The organism is Novosphingobium sp. BL-S-34 (assembly GCF_056857015.1).
The window spans coordinates 1,427,885-1,448,861 of record NZ_CM166472.1 but is presented as its reverse complement, the minus strand read 5'-3'; the positions used below and the strand labels follow the sequence as shown (position 1 = coordinate 1,448,861).

The following is a 20,977-nucleotide window of genomic DNA, read 5'->3' as shown; positions in this document are numbered from 1 at the left end:
CCTGACAGTGTCGGGACCATTGCAAAGGGCGAATGTGCGGTTGCGAAAAGCGCCCGTCGTCCCGGATCGTGCCCGGGACGACGGGGACATCATGCGTTGGCGTAAGTCACCGTATCGCCCACCTCGACACCGAGCAGTGCCGCCGCTGCGCCGTCCAGCGTCACGCCGCCGTCGGCAGCGTCCACTTTGCCGAGGCAGGCCCGGAACCGTGCGAGGCGGCCGGTCGCCACGAGGTGGCTGGCTTCCGTATCGTCCGCCTTGGTCAGGGCGGTAATCACGCCGGTGCGGGCGTCCTGCACGGTGCGGATCTGGTCGGTCCGGGCGAGCATGGTCGGGCCGCCGTCGAAGATGTCGACGTAGTTCTGGAAGGCGAAGTTCTCGTTCTCCAGCATCCGCATCGCCGGGCGGCCGGAGTAGTGCGGCTGGCCCATCACCTGCCGCGCCGCCTCTGAAAGCAGGGCGCAGTAGATCGGGTGCTTGGGCATCAGGTCGGCGATGAACTGGTTGCCGTGCTTGGCGTTGAATTCGTCGGCATCGCGGAAGCTCATGTCGAAGAAGCGGCCTGCGAGACCGTCCCAGAACGGCGAGTTGCCGGCATCGTCGATGGCACCGCGCAGTTCGGCCAGGGTGGTATCGCCAAAGCGCGCGCGGTGCGTCTTGATGAAGAGGTAGCGGCTGCGGGCCAGCAGCTTGCCCACGCCGGCCGAGCGTTCGGTGGCGTCCAGATAGAGCCCGCCCACTTCGCTGGCGCCGTCGAGATCGGTGCAGAGCGTCAGCATTTCGGCGCGGAAGGTGCGGCCCAGTTCCTGCGAGTGCTGCGTGATCCGGCCGATCCGGTAGGAATAGAAGGGAAACTCCGTGCCCACTTGCGAGAAGGCCTGGCAGGTGCCGCGGACTTTGCCCGTGGCGGTATCTTCCAGGATGAACACGAAGAGGTCGTTGGCGATGTCCTCGCTTTCCCGCGCGAAGCTCTTGGCCGTGCGCTTCAGCTTGGCGCCCAGCGTGGGCTTGTCCGGCGGCAGGTTGGTGAAGCCGCCGCCCGTGCCCTTCGCCATGCGATAGAGCGCGTCGAGGTCCTTTTCCTGTGCGGTGCGCAGGAGAAACGTCATGCGGGCAGAACTCCGTGGCGGTCGATCCGGTGAAGGACGAGAGCGGTGAGGCGGGCGCGGGCATCGAGGGAGTCGGCCAGCAGGAATTCGTCCGGCGAATGGATCGACCCGCCCAGCGCGCCCATGGTGTCGAGCACCGGAACGCCGCAGGCGGCGATGTTGTTGCCATCGCAGACGCCGCCGGTGTCCTTCCAGCTCATCGGCTGGCCAAGATCGGCGGCGGCCTTGCTGACGGTGCCGTAGAGCGCCTCGGTCTCGGCCGAGATCGCCTTGGGCGGGCGCGATACGTGGCCGTGGACGTGCATATGCACGTCATGCGCGGCGGAGACTTCGGCCACGGCGGCCTTGACCAGCGCCTGCGCCTCTGCCGCCAGCTCGGGCGTGGCGGGGCGCATGTTGAAGTGGAGGATCGCCAGATCCGGCACGGTGTTGTTGGGCGCGCCGCCTTCGATCCTGGCCGGATTCACCGAGAGTCCGGGACGGCGCATCGCGGCGAGGCGGAGGGCGAGATCGCCCGCTGCCACCACGGCATTGCGGCCCTCTTCGGGATTGCGGCCCGCGTGCGCGGAGCGGCCGTGGATCACCACGGCATAGTTCCCGGATCCCGGCCGCGCGCGGGCCATCTGCCCGCCGGGAAGCGCCGGTTCGTAAGTCAATGCTGCCAGTTTGCCGCGCGCCAGATCGGCGATCAGAGCGGCCGAGGACAGCGAGCCGGTTTCCTCGTCGCTGTTGATGAGGACGTCGTAACCGAGGGTCGGGCCGGAGCGCTCGTAAGCGGCAAGCCCGGCCAGCATCAGCGCGAGGCCGCCCTTCATGTCGGCCGTGCCGGGGCCGTGCAGCCTGTTCTCGTCCAGCCAGTCGCAGGTCTGGAAGGGGTGTTCGCGCGGGTAGACGGTGTCCATGTGCCCGGTCAGGATGACCCGGCGGGCCGCCTCCGGCCGTACCGAGAGCACGAGGTGGCGGCCGTGGGCCACGGCGCGGGTCTGGCCCTGGCTGTCGACTTTCTCCACCGGGGCGGGATCGACCAGCCGCACTTCCCCCGGCAGCGCCGAGAAAGCCTGGGCGAGCTGCCCGGCCATCGCGGCCAGCCCCTCGACATGGGCGGTGCCGCTATTGATCGCCGCCCATTCGAGCGTGTGGGCGAGGATCGGCGCCCGCTCGATCGGGGCCAGGAGGTCCCGTTCCTCGGCGGTGAGAGCGCTCATCCGCCCAGTTTGCCGTGAAGCTTGCCGTGCAGCTTGCCGTTCAGGGCGGCGCTGTTGCCCTGCGCGTCTGCCGCCTCGAAGCTGGCCACCGGATAGGCGCAGTAATCGGCGGCATAATAGGCGCTGGGGCGGTGGTTTCCGCTGTCGCCAAGGCCGCCGAACGGCATCGATCCGGCCGCGCCGGTGGTCGGGCGGTTGCGATTGACCACGCCCGCGCGGCTCTCCAGCACGAAGCGGTCCCACAAGCCGTCGTCGGCGCTGACGAGGCCAGCGGAAAGACCGAAGCGCGTGGCGTTGGCAGCGGCGATCGCGGCGTCGAAGTCCGGAACCCGCGTGACCTGGACGATGGGGGCGAACACTTCCTCGTCAGGCACGTCCACGCCGGTCACGTCGAGAATGCCCGGCGTCACGAAGGCGCCGCTGCGGCCCTCGATCCCGCCGAAAGGCCGCACGACCCGCGCGCCGCGCGCGACCAGTTCGTCGTAACGCTCCGCAGCGGCCTCGGCCGCGCGCTCGGAGATCAGCGGGCCGATCCACGGTTCGGGGGTCTCGTTCCAGGCGCCCACGGTGATCCGGTCCGCCAGCGCGGCCACGGCCTCGACCAGGGCCGCGCCGAAATCGTCGTCCGGCACGATCAGGCGGCGCGCGCAGGAACAGCGCTGGCCGGTGGTAATGAAGCTGGACTGGACGACGACCGAGGCGGCCTCGTCGAGATCGCCGTCCCATACCACCAGCGGGTTGTTGCCGCCGAGTTCGAGCGCGAGGATCACGTCCGGCCGATCCGCGAAGATCCGCCGGAAATGCGCGCCCGCGCCGGCCGAGCCGGTGAACAGCAGCCCGTCGATATGGCCTGCCACCAGCGCCTCGCCAGTGGCGCGAGCGCCGTGAACGATCTGGAACACGCCTTCGGGAAGGCCCGCTTCGAACCAGGCGTCGGCCATGGCCTGCCCGGTCGCAGGGGTCATTTCGGAGGGCTTGAACACCACCGTGTTGCCCGCCAGCAGGGCCGGGACGATGTGGCCGTTGGGCAAGTGGCCGGGGAAGTTGAATGGCCCGAGCACGGCCATGACGCCATGTGGACGGTGGCGCAGAACGGCCTGTCCGAACGGCATGTCGCTGCGCTTCTCGCCCGCGCGCTCGGCTTGTCCGGCGATGGAGATGCCGATCTTGCCGATCATCGAGGCGAGTTCGGCGCGCGTCTCCCAAAGCGGCTTGCCGGTCTCGCGGGCGATGACCTCGGCCACGGCGTCCTTGCGGGCTTCGAGCACGGCCTTGTAGCGCTGCACCGCCTCGACCCGGGCCGCCACGGGCAGCGCCGCCCAGCCGGGGAAGGCCGCATGGGCGCGTTCCAGCGCGGCGTCCACGGCCGCGGCGTCCGCGATCGGGCCTTCCCAGACGAGGGCGCCGCTGGCGGGATCGTAGGACCTCAGCTGGTTCATGCGTTCCTCGTGACCGCGAAGATGCCGGTGGCATTGCCCGAATCGAACGTGAGATCGAGCTTGCCGGTCTCGGGATCGATGTCGCGGGTGATGAATTCGTAGAAGGAGCCCGGCACCGGCAGCGGCACTTCGCTGCCGTCGGCCTCGCGGAAGGGGCGCACGACTTTGTCCGCCAGGATCGCCGTCTGGCGGACGCGGCCGTTCTGCGAGATTTCCACCGACGGCTTCATCGGATAGCCGTCTTCCTTCAGTTCCTCGGCCAGGATCATGACGTTGGCCGTCCGGGTGGTGGCATGGTTGAAGGCATTGCCCTCGGTGGCGATCCAGGCGCCTTCGCGGGTTTCCGGCAGGAGCACTTCGTAATCCGCCAGCGCCGGGGGCTGATGCTGCCGCTCGAAACAGGCGAGCGCGCCCTTGAGCGCGGTGACGCCCTGCTCGAAGGGGCAGGCGCCCTTGGCGGAAAGCGCGTCCAGCGCCGCCCATTCCGCTTCGCCGAGCGGATCGACGGAAGTGCCGAAGACATTGGCGCAGGCCGCCCGGGCCGCTTCGGCCAGCTGCTCGACATGGAGTTCGGACACGAAGAACTGCGGGATCGTCTCGGGCAGGTCGCGCTGGACATAGGCGCGCCCGGTCATCTTCAGCTTGGGCAGCGGATAGAGCCCGCCCACTTCATAGCCGAGCGGGATCAGAAAGCGGCCGAAAGCCTCGTGGCCGGCAGGCAGGTCGCCGGTCTCTCCGTCGATGGTGCGCAGGGCGCCGTGGTCAAAGACGATCGTCTCGCCCGCCTCGCGCACGGTCTGGACGTAACGCGCCGCGGTGGGCACGCGGACCAGCAGGTCTGCGAACAGCGCAGCGTTGAGCGCCATCGCGACTTGCGCGCGGGACACGGTATCTCCCGAGCCGGCAAGGGCGGGGTCTATGGTCAGAACGGTCAGGGCCGAAGTCGCGGCATCGTCGCCCACGGCGGCTGACAGCAGCCGGTAGAGCGTCTGGTCCCGATTCGCGAAAGGGATGGAGGCGGAGGGCATGGTGTTCCCGTCGTTTCTCAGTTTGCGCGTTCGACGGACATAGGAAAGCCCCGGAGCCAAGTCCATGCCGGGCAGGGGTAGGGCTATGCTTTTTTGTCTATACTAAATCGCGACCTGCTTGCGCCTCCGTGATGCCGCCAGCTCCCGATTCGCAACTGCACAAATGTGAACTTAACGCGTTTCCGGCCTCTGCACGGCCTTCGCGGCGGGCGCTTTGCCGCGACATGTCAGTTTTTTTGCAGTGCAGCGGGAAACTCATGGCACTCTTGGGCTTTCATTGAGCATTCTCCTCCACCTTCTGCGGGGTGCGCATGAACCTGATGCCTCGTGACGAAGAACCCGGCCGGAAATCGGGTTCGGACAAAGTCCGTTCGATCTTCGACGTGATCCCCTCCAGCGGCGACGCCGAGACGGGGCCTCTCGAAGCGAACAGGCCCGAAGCGGATCGGCCGGCACCGCGGCCTCTGCACATCGCGCTTGTCGGCAACTTTGCGCCGCGCAAGTGCGGCATCGCCACTTTCACCACCGACATCTTCGAGAAGCTGCGGGAATTCCATCCCGAGATCACGCTCGACGTGCACGCGCTGGACGATCCCGACCATCGGCTGGACTACCGGGACGTCACCGGGACGATCGCTTGCAACGATCCCGAGGACTACGCCCGCGCCGCACGCCAGATCAACGAAGCCGGCGTCGATGCGGTCTGGGTCCAGCATGAATACGGCATCTTCGGCGGCGAGGATGGCGAGATGGTGCTGGACTTCGTGGACCGTCTGGCCGCCCCGCTGGTGCTCACGCTGCACACCGTGCTGTCGGATCCCTCCGAGCGCCAGCGCAAGATCCTGCGCCACCTGATCGCGCGCGCCTCGCGTATTATGGTCATGTCGCATCATTCGCGAAACCTGCTGGAGAGCGAATACGACGCCCCGCCGCGCATCCTCGAAGTGATCGAGCACGGCGCGCCGGACCGTCCCTTCGGCCGCCAGGACGAATTCAAGGAGCAGCTGGGTCTCGACGGCCGCAAGGTGCTCATGACGTTCGGCCTGCTCAGCCGCGGCAAGGGCCTGGAACACGCGATCCGGGCGCTGCCGGCCATCGTCGCGCGCCATCCCGAGGTGATCTATCGCATCGTCGGCGCCACGCATCCCAATCTCGTCGCTTACGAGGGCGAGGCCTATCGCGAGGAATTGCAGGCCCTGGCCGATCGGCTGGGCGTGCTCTCGCACATCGCCTGGGAAAACCGCTTCCTCGAAACCGACGAGCTGCTCGACCAGCTCGAAGCCTGCGACATCTACCTGACGCCCTATCTGGGGATGCAGCAATCGACATCCGGCACGCTCAGCTATGCCGTGGCGGTGGGCAAGGCCGTGGTGTCCACGCCTTATGTCCATGCCCGCGAACTGCTGGGCGAGGGGATCGGCCGCCTGATCGAGCCGGGCTCCAGCGAGGCGATCGCGGAAGCGGTCAACGCCCTGCTCGATCGTCCGGCGGACCTCACCGCCATGCAGCGCCGCGCCTGGGCGCGGGGCCGCGAGATGATCTGGCCGCGCTTCGCCGACGCCAGCCTGCGCCTGGTAGACCGGGCCCGCGCGCCCGATCCGGCCATGCCGCCGATAACCGCGACGCCGGGCCTCGCCGCCGTGCTGGCGATGAGCGATGCCACCGGCATGCTCCAGCACTCGGTGGGTGTCGTGCCGGACCGCCGCCACGGGTATTGCCTGGACGACAATGCCCGCGCGCTCATGCTGATGAACGTCGCGCGCGGCCTGCCGGTCGCCGAGCGGATGAAGTGGAGCCTTGCCTACGCGGCCTTCGTGCAGTCGGCATGGAACCCGGACCTTGCGCGCTTCCGGAACTTCATGCGCTTCGACCGGGGCTGGTGCGAGGACGAGGGTTCGGAAGATTCCAACGGTCGCGCCATCTGGTCACTGGGGCACACATATGAACGGGCGCCGGACCAGAGCCTCTCGGAATGGGCGCTCCAGCTGTTCGAGGACGTGCTCCCCCGGCTGGCCACGATCGAGGCGCCCCGCGCCCGCGCTTTCGCCATGCTCGGCGCCTGCGCGGTGCTGCGGCGTGATCCCCGCAATGCGGCGGCGCTGGAGTGCGCGCGGGAGGGGGGCGACTTCCTCATGCGCCTGCTCGGCCATGGGCGCCGTCCCGACTGGGCCTGGTTCGAGGCCGTGCTCGGCTATGACAACCCCCGGTTGCCGCAGGCCCTGATCGAAGCGGGCCGCGCGCTGGACCGGGAAGCCTGGATCGGGGCCGGCCTGGAAACGCTGGAATGGATTTGCCGCCAGCAGGTCTCCGCGCGCGGCCAGTTCCGCCCGATCGGCTCGGAAAGCTTCGGCAAGCCGCATGGCTACCTGCCGTTCGACCAGCAGCCACTGGAAGCCCAGGCCGCCATCGAGGCAGCCTGCTCCGCCTGGACCGCCACGCATGGTGCCTTCTGGGTGGAACATGCGCTGACGGCATGGCGCTGGTTCTTCGGCGGCAACGATCGCGGCGTCATTCTGGCGGACATTGCGACGGGCCGTTGCCGGGATGGGGTCACACCGAGGGGAGTCAACGCCAATTGCGGTGCGGAATCCATTCTCGCCTTCCAACTTTCGCACTATGCTCTGGCCGAGCTTGCCGTGTCGGCACCGCTCGGACGTGGAGGAGGATTGCTTGAATCGGCCCGAGAACGTCTGGTCTGAACCGCTCCATGTTTTTGAGACTCGCCTTTACGCCGATCCGGCGCGAGTCGTGCTGCGCCCGTTCCACCTGGGCTGGCAGGGCAAGAACGCGCCCGGCGGCCGTGCGAACAAACTCGTGGAGGATATCGCCGGCCTGAGCGAAGAGCAGGTCGCCTCCGAATACGAGCGCGTGCTGCGCGACTTCAAGGAGCGGCACTGGCAGACTGAGAACATATTCGCCGACCGCTTCCTGGAAGTTGCGTCGAATCTGGATCTTGATCCCACCCAGTTTTCCGAGACGCGCCAGCGGCTGATCGGGGCCTATTTCTGCCACGAATATACGTTCGCGGCAGCGGCCCTGATGAACCCCTCCATCGTGCCAGCGCCCGACCAGTCTGGAATGCAGGACGGCGCGGTGCGCTTCATCATGTCGCTGCGGGCCGTGGGCGAAGGGCACATCAGCTCCATCGCCTTCCGCGAAGGCATAGCCGAGGCCGACGGCACGTTCTGCCTCTGGCCGCAGGCCTCCTTCGCGACGTCCGTGGAACTGGACGAGGAAGGCGAAGTCGATGCCGACGGCGCCGTCTCGGTCCACCGCCATCCCGAATCGAGCCTGTCCAACACCGTGATCTTCCCGATCACCGAACAGCAGCGCGGCGGGCTGGAAGACTTGCGCCTCGTGCGGTTCGACCATGGCGGCGGCGACTTCGAATGGGTGGGCACTTACACGGCCTATTCGGGCAGTTCGATCCGCTCCGAACTGCTGCGCACGCGCGATTTCCGGGCGTTCGAGCTGGAGCCTATCCGCGGCCGTGCCGGTCGCAACAAGGGGATGGCGCTGTTTCCCGAGAAGATCGACGGCCAGTTCGCCATGGTCGGGCGCCAGGACGGCAAGAACCTGTTCCTGCTCCGCTCCGACTCGCTCGACATGTGGGACGACGACGGCGTGCTGCTGATGGAGCCGAAATACCCTTGGGAATTCATCCAGATCGGCAATTGCGGCAGCCCGATCCCGACCGAGCACGGCTGGCTGCTGTTCACGCACGGTGTGGGCGCCATGCGCAAATATGCGCTCGGCTGCGCCTTGCTGGACCTGAAGGACCCGTCGAAAGTCCTCGCCCGCACGGTCGAGCCGGTGCTGACGGCGGAAAATGCCGACCGCTCGGGCTATGTGCCGAACGTGGTCTATACCTGCGGCGCCCTGAAAGTGGGCGAGCGGCTGCTCCTGCCCTACGGCATTTCCGATAGCACCGTGGGCTTCGCCACTTGCGAGATCGACGGGCTGCTGAAGCTCATGGCCTGATCGCCTCAGGTCCCCAGGTGCCCGGTCGTGTCGTAGCGGATCGAGGTATAGGGCACCTGGAAGTAGTCCAGCACCGTGTAGCCCGCCTTGCCCAGCCTTGAGCGGGAGCGGCCGAACAGCAGTTCGCCGAGGTTGAGGCCAAGGCCCACGAACAGGTGACGCTTGGGTTCCTTGCCGGCCAGGCGGTCGTCGATCATGAAATCGCTGCCGTAGTAGCCCACCTGCAGGTCCACGAAGCGCAGCGGCGTGCGCTCCAGCGCTTCGAAACCCGCCCCCTTGAACGAGAGCATGTAGCGCTGCTGGGCATAATGGGCCTGGCCGCGGTAGCTGTAGATATTGTCGTCCGGGATGATCTCGATCTTGAAGGCGACTTTCTCGCGCATGCCGGGCACCGTGTTGCGCAGGATCGAAAAGCCCGCGCCGACCAGGTTCATCGTGATGTCCTGCATCGAATAGCCGCTGTCCGTCTCGATCCCGTCCGAAATCTCGTTGAGCGCCATGAAGGTCGAGGCGAGGATCGCCGCCGTCACCGCGTCGCCTTGCGAGGCATGAGTCTTGTCGTGGAGCCGCATGTGCAGGATTTCGGCGATCAGGTAGGTGTCGAAGGCATGAGTGAGCTTGTCGATGCCGAGGTTGGTGGTGTCCTTCCCGAACCAGCCCTCATTGTGGAAGTGGAAGCTGGTGGTTTCGCGGAACAGCTTCTTGCCGCTCTGGAGGCTGAAATAGCCGAGCAGGATCAGCGTCTCCCACTTGATCGTGCCGAGCTGGCTGAAGAAGTCGGGATTGGCGGCGTAAGCGCGCGGCACATGGTCCGACCAGCGGCGCGGCTGCAGATCGGCAGGGAGCATGGGCGGCAGGCGATCCCCCGGACCGGCGCCGGGTTCGCCGCTGGGCCTGGCGAGCGGCGCATCACCCGGGTCCTCCAGCGAAACCTGGCCGGTTTCCGCGCCGGACGGCGGCGTGTCGAACGGGCTGCGCGGGCGTTCCCGAGCTTCGGCCAGATCGGTCAGATCCCACTGCGCCAGGCTGGCGTCTGCCTCGGCCTCAGGGGCGAGATCGGGCCATTCGCCGAAGCCATGGGCCCTGGCGGGCGCGGCGAGGAAAGCGGTCAGGACCAAGGAACCGAGAAGCAAGTTGCGCATGCATCATCCCCGGCCCCCCGGAGCAGACGTGATGTGCGACCAACCGGGTGCGAGTAGGCGCCCGAAAAACCGGAAATTCAACTAGGACTTTCATGGATATGCCGGGCGGGGCGAGAGAGCATCGCCGCTCTCCCGCCCCGCCCGGCGGAACCCTGGGCCGGATCAGCCGTGCGCGCCGAACTCGTTCGCCAGCGCCGTGGTGATCCGCAAGGACAGGGCATAGGAGCGGGCGATCGGGTCGATGTAGTCGCTGTGGATGCGGGTATAGCCGGTCGCGCTCGAGTCCGGGTAGTCGCTGGGGCAATCCACCTTGAAGTCGTCGATCGAGGGGAAGCTGGTGGGGAAGGCGCGGCGCAGCTGGGCCAGGCCATCCTCGACGCGCAAGGTGAAGAACATCTCCAGCACGTCGTCGCGGCTGATGTCGTTGGCGCGGCTGAAGGGCGGGACCATCACCGCGCGCAGGAACATGTGCTTGAACAAGGCGATGCGCAGGGACTGGAGCACGCCCAGGCTGCGGCGGGTGTGCTCGCGGTCCGGCAGCGGGGCTTCGTCCGGCAGCAGGTCGAGCAGGAAATGCAGCTTCATCGCGTCGACGCGCAGGCGCGAGGCGAGGCGGCGGAACACGCCGGTGCGATCGTCCTTGGTCAGGTATTCGGCCAGCTTCAGGCAGGCCTCGGCGATGTACTGTTCGTCGCCGCGATAGGGGCGGCTGGCCCAGTAGGCGGAATTGAACAGCTCGCCATAAGCCGCCACGGTCTTGATCGAGGCCAGCGCATTGGCACTGCGCGCCAACCGCATAAGTTGCTGGCCGCGCTCGCTTTCGCGCAGGAGCACGGCAATTTCCTCGCGGTTGCCGTCGGAGGCGGTGCCGATCCCGGCGATCACGTTCACCGGGTAGCCGAGCTGCTGGAGGATGGCGTTGTGCGGGATCGCGCGGATCTGCCGCAGGCTCATCGAACGGTCGGAAGCGAGGTCCGACTGGCGGCGCGACTTGCGGCTGCCGGTATCGTTGAGCAGGCCCAGCCCGAAAGCGGTGATCGCGCGGCTATAAGTCGCGCTTTCGAGATGCTCGTGCTGGACGCCGCGGATCGCCCGGTAGAAATCGAGGCTGAGATCGGTGCGGCGGTAGAACAGATCGGTGGGCGCATCGGCATCGGCGCCCCAGAGCGGCATTTCGGCCATGCGCGTGAGCGTGGCGAGGGCCAGTTCGTCCGAGCCGAACCAGAGGTAGCCGTCCCCGCCCTGGAACGAGACTTCCGGTTCCAGCCGGATGCCGGCGCGCAGGAAGCGCCGGCGCGCCCAGGGCGACATCGGCCACTGGAAGCGGTCCTTGATGCTGGAAGGATGAGCGCCGCGGCCCATCGATTCGCCGTGGGTGTTGAAGATCAGCGCCGAAACGTCGGTCAGCCCGTTGGCGACCATCGCTTCGGACAGGCGGCCCTGAAGACGCTCGATGGCGAGCGCGGCGGGCACCTGGCCGACGAAACGGCCCGCGTCCGAGAAGCCGGTCTGGATCGAGACGCGGCCGCGCTTGCGCGCATAGTCGCGGTAGGCAGGCTCTGCCAGCACGGCATCGACGAAGCGGCCGCCATGTTCCAGCGCGCTTTCGGTCTCGAACAGCGGCGAGACGTCCACCTTGTCGTCGATCCCGAACATGCGCGCGAAATAGAGCGCGGCCAGGATCGTGGTCGGTTCCTCGCACTCGGCCACGAGCATGCGGATCGGCGCATCGGCGTCGATATGGGCCAGGATCTGGGCCATGGCCAGGAACTGGCGCACGGCGGTGGAATTCTCGATGGCGAGTGCGGCGAAGTTGGACTTGAGCGGCACGACTTCGGCCAGCAACTCGCGCATGCGCACCAGCGCGGCCTGGCTGGCGAGCGAAAGCTTGCCTTCCGGGTCGATGCGCAGGCGGATCGCATTCTGGAGCTGGGAGGCGTTCACCCGGAAGTGGATCCAGCCCATGCCCAGGCCGTCCGCCCGCATGGCGGCGGCAGTCACGAGCAGGGTGCGCGCAATTTCCTGATCGGCATGGCGCGCTTCGTTTTCCAGCGCGGTGATGACCCCTTCCAGGCTGACCAGCCGGTCGGCATGATCCGCGGTCAGCGCGTTGGCGGCTTCCGAAAGCGCCTCCGGCGAGGAAAGATCGGCGGCGAAGCGGGCGACCATGTCCTCGGTCAGCTTGCCGGCGCGGGCCAGCTTCTGCGCGATGTCCGGCGCGGCCTGCATGAGGCTTTCCGCATAGCCGGCGAGGCGCAGCGCCTTTTCCTGAAGGCGGTAGCGGATCGAGGTGGACCAGCCGATATCGGTGCGGCCGTCCATGTCGTAGCCGACCCACGAGGCGAAACGCGCCGGCATCGGGTTCAGCCCGCGCCAGCGCTTCGGCCAGCGGGCGGCGGCAATGTCGAAGAGGCGGGCGTTGATGCGGTCGCGGGCCTTCTGGCCGCGCGCGATCGCTTCCATCGCCTTGTCATGCTCGTAGTCGAGCGTGATCTGGTCGCGCTCGGAAGATGCGGCACAGACCGTGGCGTCGCTGAAATCGCCGTTCGAGGCCGAGACGGCCACGGCCTCGGTCTGCGCGGTGGAGAGCAGGAACGTGGGGTGCGCGGTGAAGACCACATGGGCGGCCGGGCGCTGCCAGCGGACGGCGAAGGCGGTGAAGTCGTCCTCCTCGGCCGCCGCGTCGATCCGTGCGTCGTTCTCGGCAAGGCCGACGGGGGCGAGCAGCCGGTCGAGACGGGCGGCACGGGCGCGCAGGCCCTCGCACTCCATCTCGGCGACGAGAGCCTCGATATGATCGAGGCTCATCTCGCCGGTCTCCAGCCGCCGCGACAGTTCGAGGCCGAGCTGGAAGACCGGGTTGTAGAGCGGCGTCTGGGCCGTGAGGACGTGCAGTTCCTGGAGCCGCTTGTCGAGGTCCTCGACGGTGGTCAGAGCCGCCCCGCTCACTGGGCGAGCCCTGCTGCCGCGCGGGCCGCCGTCTCGATCGCGGCGACGTCCGGCTTGCCCTTGGGAACCATCCAGCTGCCGCCGACGCAGAGCACGGCATCGAGGGCGAGCCATTCCGGCGCGTTCTGGGGCGTCACGCCGCCGGTGGGGCAGAACTTCGCCTTGAACAGCGGGGCCGCGATCGCCTTCAGCGCCGAAGGTCCGCCCGCCGCCATGGCGGGGAAGAACTTCAGCCGGTCGAACCCGCATTCCAGCGCGAACATCACGTCGCTGGCATTGGCGGTGCCGGGCAGGAACGGGATCTGCGACTTGTAGGCGGCTTCGGCCAGCATCGGCGTGAGGCCGGGCGAGACGATGAACTCGGCGCCCGCGTCGATCGAGCGCTTCAGGTCGTCGGGCGAAAGCACCGTGCCCGCGCCGACCACGGCGCCGGGAACCTGCTTCATGATCTTGATCGCCTCGATCGCGCATTCGGTGCGCAGCGTCACCTCAAGCGCGGGCAGGCCGCCGGCGACGAGAGCTTCGGCGATCGGCAGGGCGTGTTCGATATCCTCGATCACCAGCACCGGGATCACCGGGGCAAGACGCATGACCTTTTCGACGGCTTCGGACGGGCTGCTCATTGGACGTGCTCCCTGACATAGGCGGCAGCCGCGCCGTAGAGGCCGGGCTGCGGGTGAGTGATGAGCTTGACGGGGATCTGCGCCATCATCGAGGCAAAGCGCCCCTTGGCGCGGAAGCGCTCCGAAAAGCCCGAGGACAGAATGGTTTCGCGGATACGGTAGCCGAGGCCCCCGGCGATGATGACGCCGCCTGCACCGTGCGCCAGCGCATAGTCGCCCGCCGCGCTGCCCAGCGAGAGGCAGAAACGGTCGACGGCGGCGGCGGCCAGCGGGTCTTCGTAGTTGGTGCCGGCGGTCCAGATCTCCACGTCGGTCAGGTCGTGGACGGCGCGGTTCTCCATGGCGGCGAGCGTCTGGTAGATGTCGACGATGGCCGGGCCGGAGACGACGCGCTCCACCGAGACGCGATTGTGGCGCTTGCGCAGGCGCGCGAGCACGGCATCCTCGATCAGGTCGAGCGGGGCATAGTCGACATGGCCGCCTTCGGTGGCCTGCACATGGTAGAATCCGCCCTGGCCGTGCGGCAGCCCGTTGCGCCACAAGTGCGCGACGCCGAGCCCGGTGCCCGGCCCGAGCACGCTGAGCGTGCCGGTGGCGGGCAGCGGCCCTTCCGGCCCGGCCAGGTGCAGGAACTGGTCCTCCGGCGCCAGCGCCACGGCATAGGCGACCGCCGCGAAGTCATTGACGACGGTATAGTGTTCGACGCCCATCTTCTCGGGGATCATCGCGGGGCGAATGATCCAGGGGTTGTTGGTGAAGCGGATCACCTCGCCGCCGACCGGGCCGGCTATCGCGATCGAGATGGCATTGGGCAGATGCCCGCCATTGCGCTCGCGGAAAGCCTGCCAGGCCAGCTGGAAGCTGCCGTGTTCGCTGGTGTGCAGGGTGACGGGTTCGCCCAGCGTGATCCGGCCCTGGCCGTCTACCGAGGCCAGCGCGAAGCGGGCGTGCGTGCCGCCGATATCGACGGCGACGAGTTCGGTTGTCTCAGCCGCACTCACAGGCCCGCGACCTCCAGCATCGAGGAGCCGCCCTGTTCGGCGCCGCCCGCGTTGATGCGGAACATCGCGAAGAGTTCGCGGCCCATGCCCTCGGCAGGCGCGGGCAGCGGCGCGGGGGTGCGGCCCGAGAGGTCGGCCGTGGTGGACAGCGTGCCGTCCTCGGCCGAGAGGCGCACGATATCGCCGTCCTGGAGATAGGCGATGGGGCCGTCTGCCAGGGCTTCCGGGGTGACGTGGATCGCGGCAGGAACCTTGCCCGAAGCGCCCGACATGCGGCCGTCCGTGACCAGTGCCACCTTGAAGCCGCGATCCTGCAGCACGCCCAGCGGCGGCGTCAGCTTGTGCAGTTCGGGCATGCCGTTGGCGCGCGGGCCCTGGTGGCGCACGACCACCACGACGTCGCGGTCAAGCTCACCCGCCTTGAAGGCGTTGATGACGGCTTCCTGCGTCTCGAACACGCGGCACGGTGCCTCGATGGTCCAGCGCTCCTGATCGACCGCGCTCGTCTTGAACGTGGCGCGCCCGACATTGCCGGAGACGAGGCGCATGCCGCCGTCGGGCAGGAAGGGCTTCGCCACCGTGCTCAGCATGGCATCGTCGCCGCTGACGGTGGGGGCGGGCTTCCACTTGAGTTCGCCGTCGTCGAGCGTCGGCTCGGTGGCATAGGCGCGCATGCCGTCCTTCGAGACGGTGAGGATGTCCTCATGCGCGAGCCCTGCGTCGAGCAGTTCGCGCACCACCCAGCCCATGCCGCCGGCGGCGTGGAAGTGGTTCACGTCGCCCGAACCGTTGGGGTAGACGCGGGTGATGAGCGGGACGGCGGCGGAAAGCTCGTCGAAGTCCTGCCAGTCGATCTGGATGCCGGCGCAGCGGGCCATGGCGGGCAGGTGGATCGCGTGGTTGGTCGATCCGCCGGTGGCGAGCAGGCCGACGATGGCGTTGACGATCGCCTTTTCGTCCACGAGGTGGCCCATCGGGCGGAAGTCGTCGCCCTTGCGGGTCATCTCGGTCACGCGGTGGACGGCGGCGCGGGTGACGGCCTGGCGCAGCGAGGTGCCGGGCGGCACGAAGGCGGCGCCGGGCATGTGCAGGCCCATCATCTCCATCATCATCTGGTTGGAGTTGGCCGTGCCGTAGAACGTGCAGGTACCGGCCGAGTGATAGGAGGCGCTTTCGCTGGCCAGCAGCTCCTCACGCCCGACCTTGCCCTCTGCATAGAGCTGGCGGACTTTCTGCTTTTCCTTGTTGGAAATGCCGCTGGGCATCGGGCCCGAAGGGATGAACACGGCGGGCAGGTGGCCGAAGCGCAGCGCGCCCATGACCAGGCCCGGCACGATCTTGTCGCAGATGCCCAGCAGGGTCATGCCGTCATACATCGCGTGGCTGAGCGAGACGGCGGTGGACAGGGCGATGGTGTCACGGCTGAACAGCGAAAGTTCCATGCCGTCGAAGCCCTGGGTCACGCCGTCGCACATGGCGGGCACGCCGCCTGCGACTTGCGCGGTTGCGCCCACTTCGCGGGCATAGAGCTTCATCTGCTCCGGATAGCGGCCATAAGGCTGATGGGCCGAGAGCATGTCGTTGTAGGCGGTGACGATGCCGACGTTGATCGCCTTGCCCGTGGCGATGGCGGGCTTGTCTTCGCCGCTGGCGGCAAATCCGTGCGCGAGGTTCGAGCACGAAAGGAACGATCGGTCCGAATGACGGCCGGCTTCGCGCTCGACCAGGGCGAGGTAGCGGGTGCGGCTGGGCTTCGATCGTTCGATGATGCGATCGGTCACGCGGGCGACCACCGGGCTGAGGTTGCTCATGGGGTTACTCCTGCACTTTCCGTCTGTCTTTTTTGTCTCAGCCTCCCGAAGCCGCCGCTTGCGGGATCTCCCGAGCGGGGCTTGAAGGCATTCAGGTAACCGGTGTCAACACATATCTTCCACCGGTTTGCGGGGGAATTTCACGCGGCCGGGCATGGAGGACCGTTCACGCACCCGGTCATATAGGGTGCGTGCCGGATTCATGCCCGCGCCGGCTTCCTTGCTGGAGCCCGATCACGCATGCGCGATCACTCGTGCCAAGTGACGCCGTCGCGCTCGGCGAGGGCGATGGCGGCGGAGGGGCCCCAGCTTCCGGCGGTATAAGTCTTCGGCTCCTGGCCCTGGTCTTCCCACTCGGCGCGGATGGCGTCGATCCACTCCCACTGTGCTTCCACCTCGTCACGGCGGACGAACAGCGTCTGCTCGCCCTCGATCAGGTCGAGCAGCAGGCGCTCGTAAGCGATGCGGCGCTGGGGGCCGGCGAAAGCGTCGGGCATGGTGATGGCGAGCGGGATCGAACGCAGGCCGAAGCCGTTGCGGTCCAGCCCCGGCACCTTGGCCATGAGCGAGAGCGTGATGTTCTCGCTCGGCTGGATGCCGATGACCAGGCGGTTGGGCACCGTGCGGGCGCCGCGGCCGTGGAAGATCGAGTGCGGCACGTCGCGGAACTGCACGACGATCTCGGTCGTGCGCTTGGGCAGGCGCTTGCCGGTGCGCAGATAGAAGGGCACGCCCTGCCAGCGCCAGTTGTCGATATGCGCCTTGATCGCGACGAAAGTCTCGGTGTTCGAATCCTTGCCGAGTTCGTCGTCGTAGCCCGGCACGGCCTGGCCGCCGATGGCGCCGGCGCGGTACTGGCCGGTGACGGTCTCGTTGGCGGCAACCTTGCGCAAGCTGCGCAGGATCTTCACCTTCTCGTCGCGCACGCTGGTGGCGTCGTAGCTGACCGGCGGCTCCATCGCGACGAGCGCGAGCAACTGGAGCATGTGGTTCTGCACCATGTCGCGCAGCGCGCCCGAATCGTCGTAATAGGCCACGCGCGATTCAAGGCCGACGGTTTCGGCCACGGTGATCTGCACATGGTCGATATGCGCCGCGTTCCACAGCGGTTCGAACATCAGGTTCGCGAAGCGCAGCGCCAGCAGGTTCTGGACGGTTTCCTTGCCCAGGTAGTGGTCGATGCGGAAGATGCGGTCTTCCGGGAAAGCACGGGCGACGGCGTCGTTGATGACCTTGCTGGAGGCAAGATCGATGCCGAGCGGCTTTTCCAGGCCGATGCGCACGTTCTCGCCGGCCAGGCCGCTGGCCTGAAGGCCGCGAATGGTCGGCTCGAACAGGCTGGGCGCCGTGGAGAGGAAGATCGAGAGGCCGTCCTGCGGCTGGCCGACTTTGGCGGCCAGGGCGTTGAAGCCTTCCATCTGGTTGGCGTCCAGCGTCTGGTACGACAGCCGGTTGAGGAAGCGCGCCATGCCGCCGCGCCGTTCGGCGGGCAGGAACTGTTCGAGCGAGGCCCGCGCGAAATTGCGGAACTCGGCGTCGTCATGCTCGGACCGGGCCGTGCCGATGATCTCGACCTTGGGGTCCAGCAGGCCCTCCGCATCGAGGGCGCAGAGCGAGGGAAGCAGCATGCGGCGGGAGAGATCGCCCGTCGCGCCGAACAGGAGCAGTCGGTCTGACGTGAATGGAGCGGAAATGGAATTGGTCACTTGGCGCTGTCCACCTTCTGGGGGTTTATCCACCTATAGGGTCATTTTCCGCCGGGGATCGACGGGCTCCTCCTCCTGCGTTCCCTGTCATACCTTCCCGCGAGGAAGAGCTGCCTCTCTTCGCGGTTGCAGCATGACACGGACTGCGTGCGACGTGCTAGGCGAGAGCGCGCAAAACCTCAACCTCGTTTGCACGGATTGAACAGGAGAAGTGGCCGCAAGCGCATTTGGCATCGGGTGATGCCGGTATTTTCCGCAAGTTCGTTGCGATGGCGTCTTTGTCCTGTCGTCAGGTAAGGGCATGGAGAACGATCAGCAGCCGCGCGAACGGCCTCGACAGTCCGCATCGGAGAGGCAATCCGGGCGAAGAACAGGAAGCACGATCATGGCCGGTGACGGCACTCACCTCCTCGAACACCTCCAGACCCCGGCGATGATGGTCTCGCGCGGGCAGGTCCGCTTCGCCAACAGCGCCGCCCGGGCGCTTCTGGGAGCGCATATCGTGGGGCAGGACGTGCGTATCGCCATTCGCGAACCGCGGGCCGTGGGCGCGATTCTCAGCGAGGAGGGCGGTATCGCCCGCGTCTCCGGGCTTTCCACCGGCGGCAGCGTCTGGGAAGTGGATTGCCGCGTGGTTTCGGCGACGGACCGCCTGGTCAGCCTTTACGACCTGTCGGAACGCGTCAGCGTCGCCAAGTCGCACGCCGATTTCGTCGCCAATGCCAGCCATGAACTGCGCACCCCGCTCGCCAACGTGCTCGGCTATGTGGAGACGCTGCACAATCCCAAGGCCGGCGGCGACGAGAGCGTACGCACGCGCTTCCTCGACACCATCCGCCACGAGGCGCAGCGCATGCAGGCGTTGATCTCGGACCTGATGTCGCTCTCGCGGATCGAGGCGGTGAAGCACGAGGTCCCCTCGGAGCGGGTGGAGATGGTGGCGCTGGCGAAGGAAATCGCGGGCGAGGCGCGGGGCGATGCGCAGATCACCGTCCATTCGAACGGGGACAACGCCGTCGTCACCGGCGATCGCGGGCAACTGGCGCAAGTGCTGCGCAACCTCATCGACAACTCGCTCAAGTACGGCAAGCAGGGCGGTCCGGTGGACGTCGGCCTCGAATCGACGCCGACCGGCTGGCTGCTCGTCACTGTCAGCGACCACGGCGACGGCATCTCGCCCGAGCACCTGCCCCGCGTGACCGAGCGCTTCTATCGGGCGGACACCAGCCGCAGCCGCATGGTCGGTGGGACGGGGCTGGGGCTGTCGATCGTCAAGCACATCGTCGAGCGCCATCGCGGCCGCTTCGATATCGACAGCCGCCCGGGCATGGGCACGACCGCCTCGCTGATGCTGCCGCTGCGCAAGGAAGAGGCCGGCGCCTGAGGCGTCTGGCCGGCTGGTCGTCGGGCTGGCTGACCGGCTGGCCAGGCCAGGCAAGTTCGGCCCCTAGAAGTCCAGTTCGAACCGCGTGCCCACGACTTGTGCGTCGTAGTCGGTCTTGCCCGAAGTGGTGGGCGTGGCGCCGGTATAGGCCAGGAGCGCGTAGTTCACGTTGAAGCGCAGGTTCTGGATCGGCTCCCAGACGAGCGCGGCGATATAGCCGTTCTGGGTGCCGCCGCGAATGTCGCGGTCGTTGAGGTCCAGCCAGTCGTAGCGCACCGTGAGCAGGACCGAGCCGAAGCCGTCCTGGCCCAGCGGGTGGGCAGGCTTCTCGACGCGGAAGATGCCTTCCTTGAAGCCCCGGTGGTCGCCCTTGGTAAGGAAGATGCCGGTCTCGGCATAAGCGCCCTGGAAAGTGACGGTGGAGGCGTCGAGGCGGTCGGCGGTGAGCACGTGATATTCGGCCGCCGCATGCCAGCGGCCCCTGATCGCGGCGAATTCCAGTCCGTAGTGATCTTCTTCCGAGACGTTCATCGCCGGGGTGCCGATCAGGCGGGTATTGGTGGAATGCACATAGGGCCGCTGGCGGTAGCGCGTGTCGCTGTCCGCCAGGCGCCCGAGCCGGCGCCAGTGGGCCGAGCCGCCGAAGTGGAGCTGGAAGTCACCCACCTTGGGCGAAAACGCCAGGCGCCCGTCGAGGCCGAAGCTGTTGTTCTCGTCGCCGCCGTTCTCGCCGTCGTTGCTGTTGGAGAGTGCGCCGATATCGTCAGTGAAGACGCCCGCCTGCGCCAGCCAGGGGCCCTTGTTGTACTGGAACGCCATGCCCAGGCGGCGCTCGAAGTTGAAGGCGTCGGTGAAGGCGGCGCGTTCCATCACGCTGCCGCTGGTGTCGCCGGTCAGTTCGTCCAGCGACTGGAACGAGTTCTGGTTGCCCAGCCGGATCTGCCAGGGGCCGGTGTGGTAGCCGACATATGTGTCGACGAGGTCGACGGCGTTGTCGGAAAGTTCGAGTTCCAGCTTGTAGTCGAAGCCCGCGCCGATGGCGCCTTCCGCGCCGAGGCGGATGCGGCGCATCTCGCTCGAAAAGCCGAGGCCCTTGTCGTGGAGGCCCTTCGGCGCGCCCACGTAGTTGGCGTCCGCCTGGATGCGGCCCTTGACCTTGAAGAGGTTGTCGCCCTTGGCGAACTGGGGGCTGCCCTTCCACTCGATGGCGGTGTCGTCCTTAGCCTTGGCCGCGCCGGCGGATCCTGCAGTTCCGGCAGCGAGCGCCGCGGCAGGGGCCGGCTGCGATCCTGGACCGGCGGGGGATCCGGCATCGGTGGCTGCGTCGGTGGCTGCATGGGGGGCGCCGCCGCCGGGCGCGGCGGCGTTGAGCCGCGCTTCCATGGCTTCCATCTGCGCCTTCATCGTGCGGATCTGCGCCCGCAGTTCCTCGGCCTCCTGCGCCGAGATGGCCTGGGCATGGGCGCCCGGTGCGGAAAGAACGACGGCGACCGCGGTCGCGCTGGCCATGATGAGACGCATATCAGGCATTCTCCTAAGCGCTGCACCGATGTGCCGGGCGCGACGAGGCCGATTATTGCCGTTCAATGACAGTTTGAT

At 67.5% G+C, this 20,977-nt stretch carries 14 protein-coding genes; 3 read left to right on the top strand and 11 right to left on the bottom strand.

Annotated features, from left to right (window positions below; genetic code table 11):
* Nucleotides 1-89: 89 nt before the first annotated feature.
* The 4 genes from AC1VV3_RS06800 to AC1VV3_RS06785 are packed head-to-tail and all read right to left on the bottom strand — an operon-like array spanning nt 90 to nt 4,781.
* Nucleotides 90-1,109 (bottom strand): arginine N-succinyltransferase, encoded by a 1,020-nt coding sequence (locus AC1VV3_RS06800; RefSeq protein WP_431568342.1) that lies wholly within the window; start codon nt 1,107-1,109, stop codon nt 90-92.
* Complete coding sequence (locus tag AC1VV3_RS06795) at nt 1,106-2,314, bottom strand: hydrolase (RefSeq protein WP_431568343.1); 1,209 nt, start codon at nt 2,312-2,314, stop codon at nt 1,106-1,108. The genes AC1VV3_RS06800 and AC1VV3_RS06795 overlap by 4 nt, the downstream gene beginning before the upstream one ends.
* Nucleotides 2,311-3,753: a succinylglutamate-semialdehyde dehydrogenase gene (gene astD / locus AC1VV3_RS06790; protein WP_431568344.1), complete on the bottom strand. Its 1,443-nt coding sequence runs from the start codon at nt 3,751-3,753 to the stop codon at nt 2,311-2,313. The genes AC1VV3_RS06795 and astD overlap by 4 nt, the downstream gene beginning before the upstream one ends.
* Nucleotides 3,750-4,781, bottom strand: coding sequence for a 2-oxoadipate dioxygenase/decarboxylase family protein (locus tag AC1VV3_RS06785; protein ID WP_431568345.1), 1,032 nt, complete (start codon nt 4,779-4,781; stop codon nt 3,750-3,752). The genes astD and AC1VV3_RS06785 overlap by 4 nt, the downstream gene beginning before the upstream one ends.
* A 311-nt stretch (nt 4,782-5,092) precedes the next feature.
* On the opposite strand from AC1VV3_RS06785, the gene AC1VV3_RS06780 reads away from it, so the two are divergent.
* Both AC1VV3_RS06780 and AC1VV3_RS06775 read left to right on the top strand, forming a co-directional pair.
* Nucleotides 5,093-7,480, top strand: coding sequence for a glycosyltransferase (locus AC1VV3_RS06780; RefSeq protein WP_431568346.1), 2,388 nt, complete (start codon nt 5,093-5,095; stop codon nt 7,478-7,480).
* On the top strand, nt 7,452-8,762 hold the full coding sequence (locus AC1VV3_RS06775) for a glycoside hydrolase family 130 protein (RefSeq protein ID WP_132265208.1): 1,311 nt from the start codon (nt 7,452-7,454) through the stop codon (nt 8,760-8,762). The genes AC1VV3_RS06780 and AC1VV3_RS06775 overlap by 29 nt, the downstream gene beginning before the upstream one ends.
* 5 nt (nt 8,763-8,767) lie before the next feature.
* Here AC1VV3_RS06775 and AC1VV3_RS06770 read toward each other — a convergent pair whose 3' ends face one another.
* The 6 genes from AC1VV3_RS06770 to zwf all read right to left on the bottom strand — a co-directional run bounded on the left by AC1VV3_RS06770 (nt 8,768) and on the right by zwf (nt 17,916).
* Nucleotides 8,768-9,904, bottom strand: a complete 1,137-nt coding sequence (locus tag AC1VV3_RS06770; protein WP_431568347.1) for a DUF2279 domain-containing protein — start codon at nt 9,902-9,904, stop codon at nt 8,768-8,770.
* Nucleotides 9,905-10,066: 162 nt separating this feature from the next.
* The gene (locus AC1VV3_RS06765) at nt 10,067-12,853 is read right to left on the bottom strand and encodes a phosphoenolpyruvate carboxylase (protein ID WP_431568348.1); all 2,787 of its coding nucleotides are present in this window, start codon (nt 12,851-12,853) and stop codon (nt 10,067-10,069) included.
* The gene (eda, locus tag AC1VV3_RS06760) at nt 12,850-13,476 is read right to left on the bottom strand and encodes a bifunctional 4-hydroxy-2-oxoglutarate aldolase/2-dehydro-3-deoxy-phosphogluconate aldolase (RefSeq protein ID WP_132265215.1); all 627 of its coding nucleotides are present in this window, start codon (nt 13,474-13,476) and stop codon (nt 12,850-12,852) included. The genes AC1VV3_RS06765 and eda overlap by 4 nt, the downstream gene beginning before the upstream one ends.
* The gene (locus AC1VV3_RS06755) at nt 13,473-14,477 is read right to left on the bottom strand and encodes a glucokinase (RefSeq protein ID WP_482962065.1); all 1,005 of its coding nucleotides are present in this window, start codon (nt 14,475-14,477) and stop codon (nt 13,473-13,475) included. Before AC1VV3_RS06755 ends, eda begins: the two co-directional genes overlap by 4 nt.
* Complete coding sequence (edd, locus tag AC1VV3_RS06750) at nt 14,474-16,288, bottom strand: phosphogluconate dehydratase (protein WP_431568349.1); 1,815 nt, start codon at nt 16,286-16,288, stop codon at nt 14,474-14,476. Before edd ends, AC1VV3_RS06755 begins: the two co-directional genes overlap by 4 nt.
* Before the next feature lie 248 nt (nt 16,289-16,536).
* Nucleotides 16,537-17,916, bottom strand: coding sequence for a glucose-6-phosphate dehydrogenase (zwf, locus tag AC1VV3_RS06745; RefSeq protein WP_243654182.1), 1,380 nt, complete (start codon nt 17,914-17,916; stop codon nt 16,537-16,539).
* A gap of 463 nt (nt 17,917-18,379) precedes the next feature.
* Here zwf and AC1VV3_RS06740 point away from each other — a divergent pair, with 463 nt between their 5' ends.
* The gene (locus AC1VV3_RS06740; RefSeq protein WP_132265220.1) at nt 18,380-19,378 is read left to right on the top strand and encodes a sensor histidine kinase; all 999 of its coding nucleotides are present in this window, start codon (nt 18,380-18,382) and stop codon (nt 19,376-19,378) included.
* A gap of 63 nt (nt 19,379-19,441) precedes the next feature.
* Here the strand turns inward: AC1VV3_RS06740 and AC1VV3_RS06735 are convergent, their stop codons facing one another.
* Entirely contained in the window at nt 19,442-20,908 is a 1,467-nt protein-coding gene (locus AC1VV3_RS06735; protein WP_482962064.1) for an OprO/OprP family phosphate-selective porin, read from the bottom strand.
* Nucleotides 20,909-20,977 lie beyond the last annotated feature (69 nt).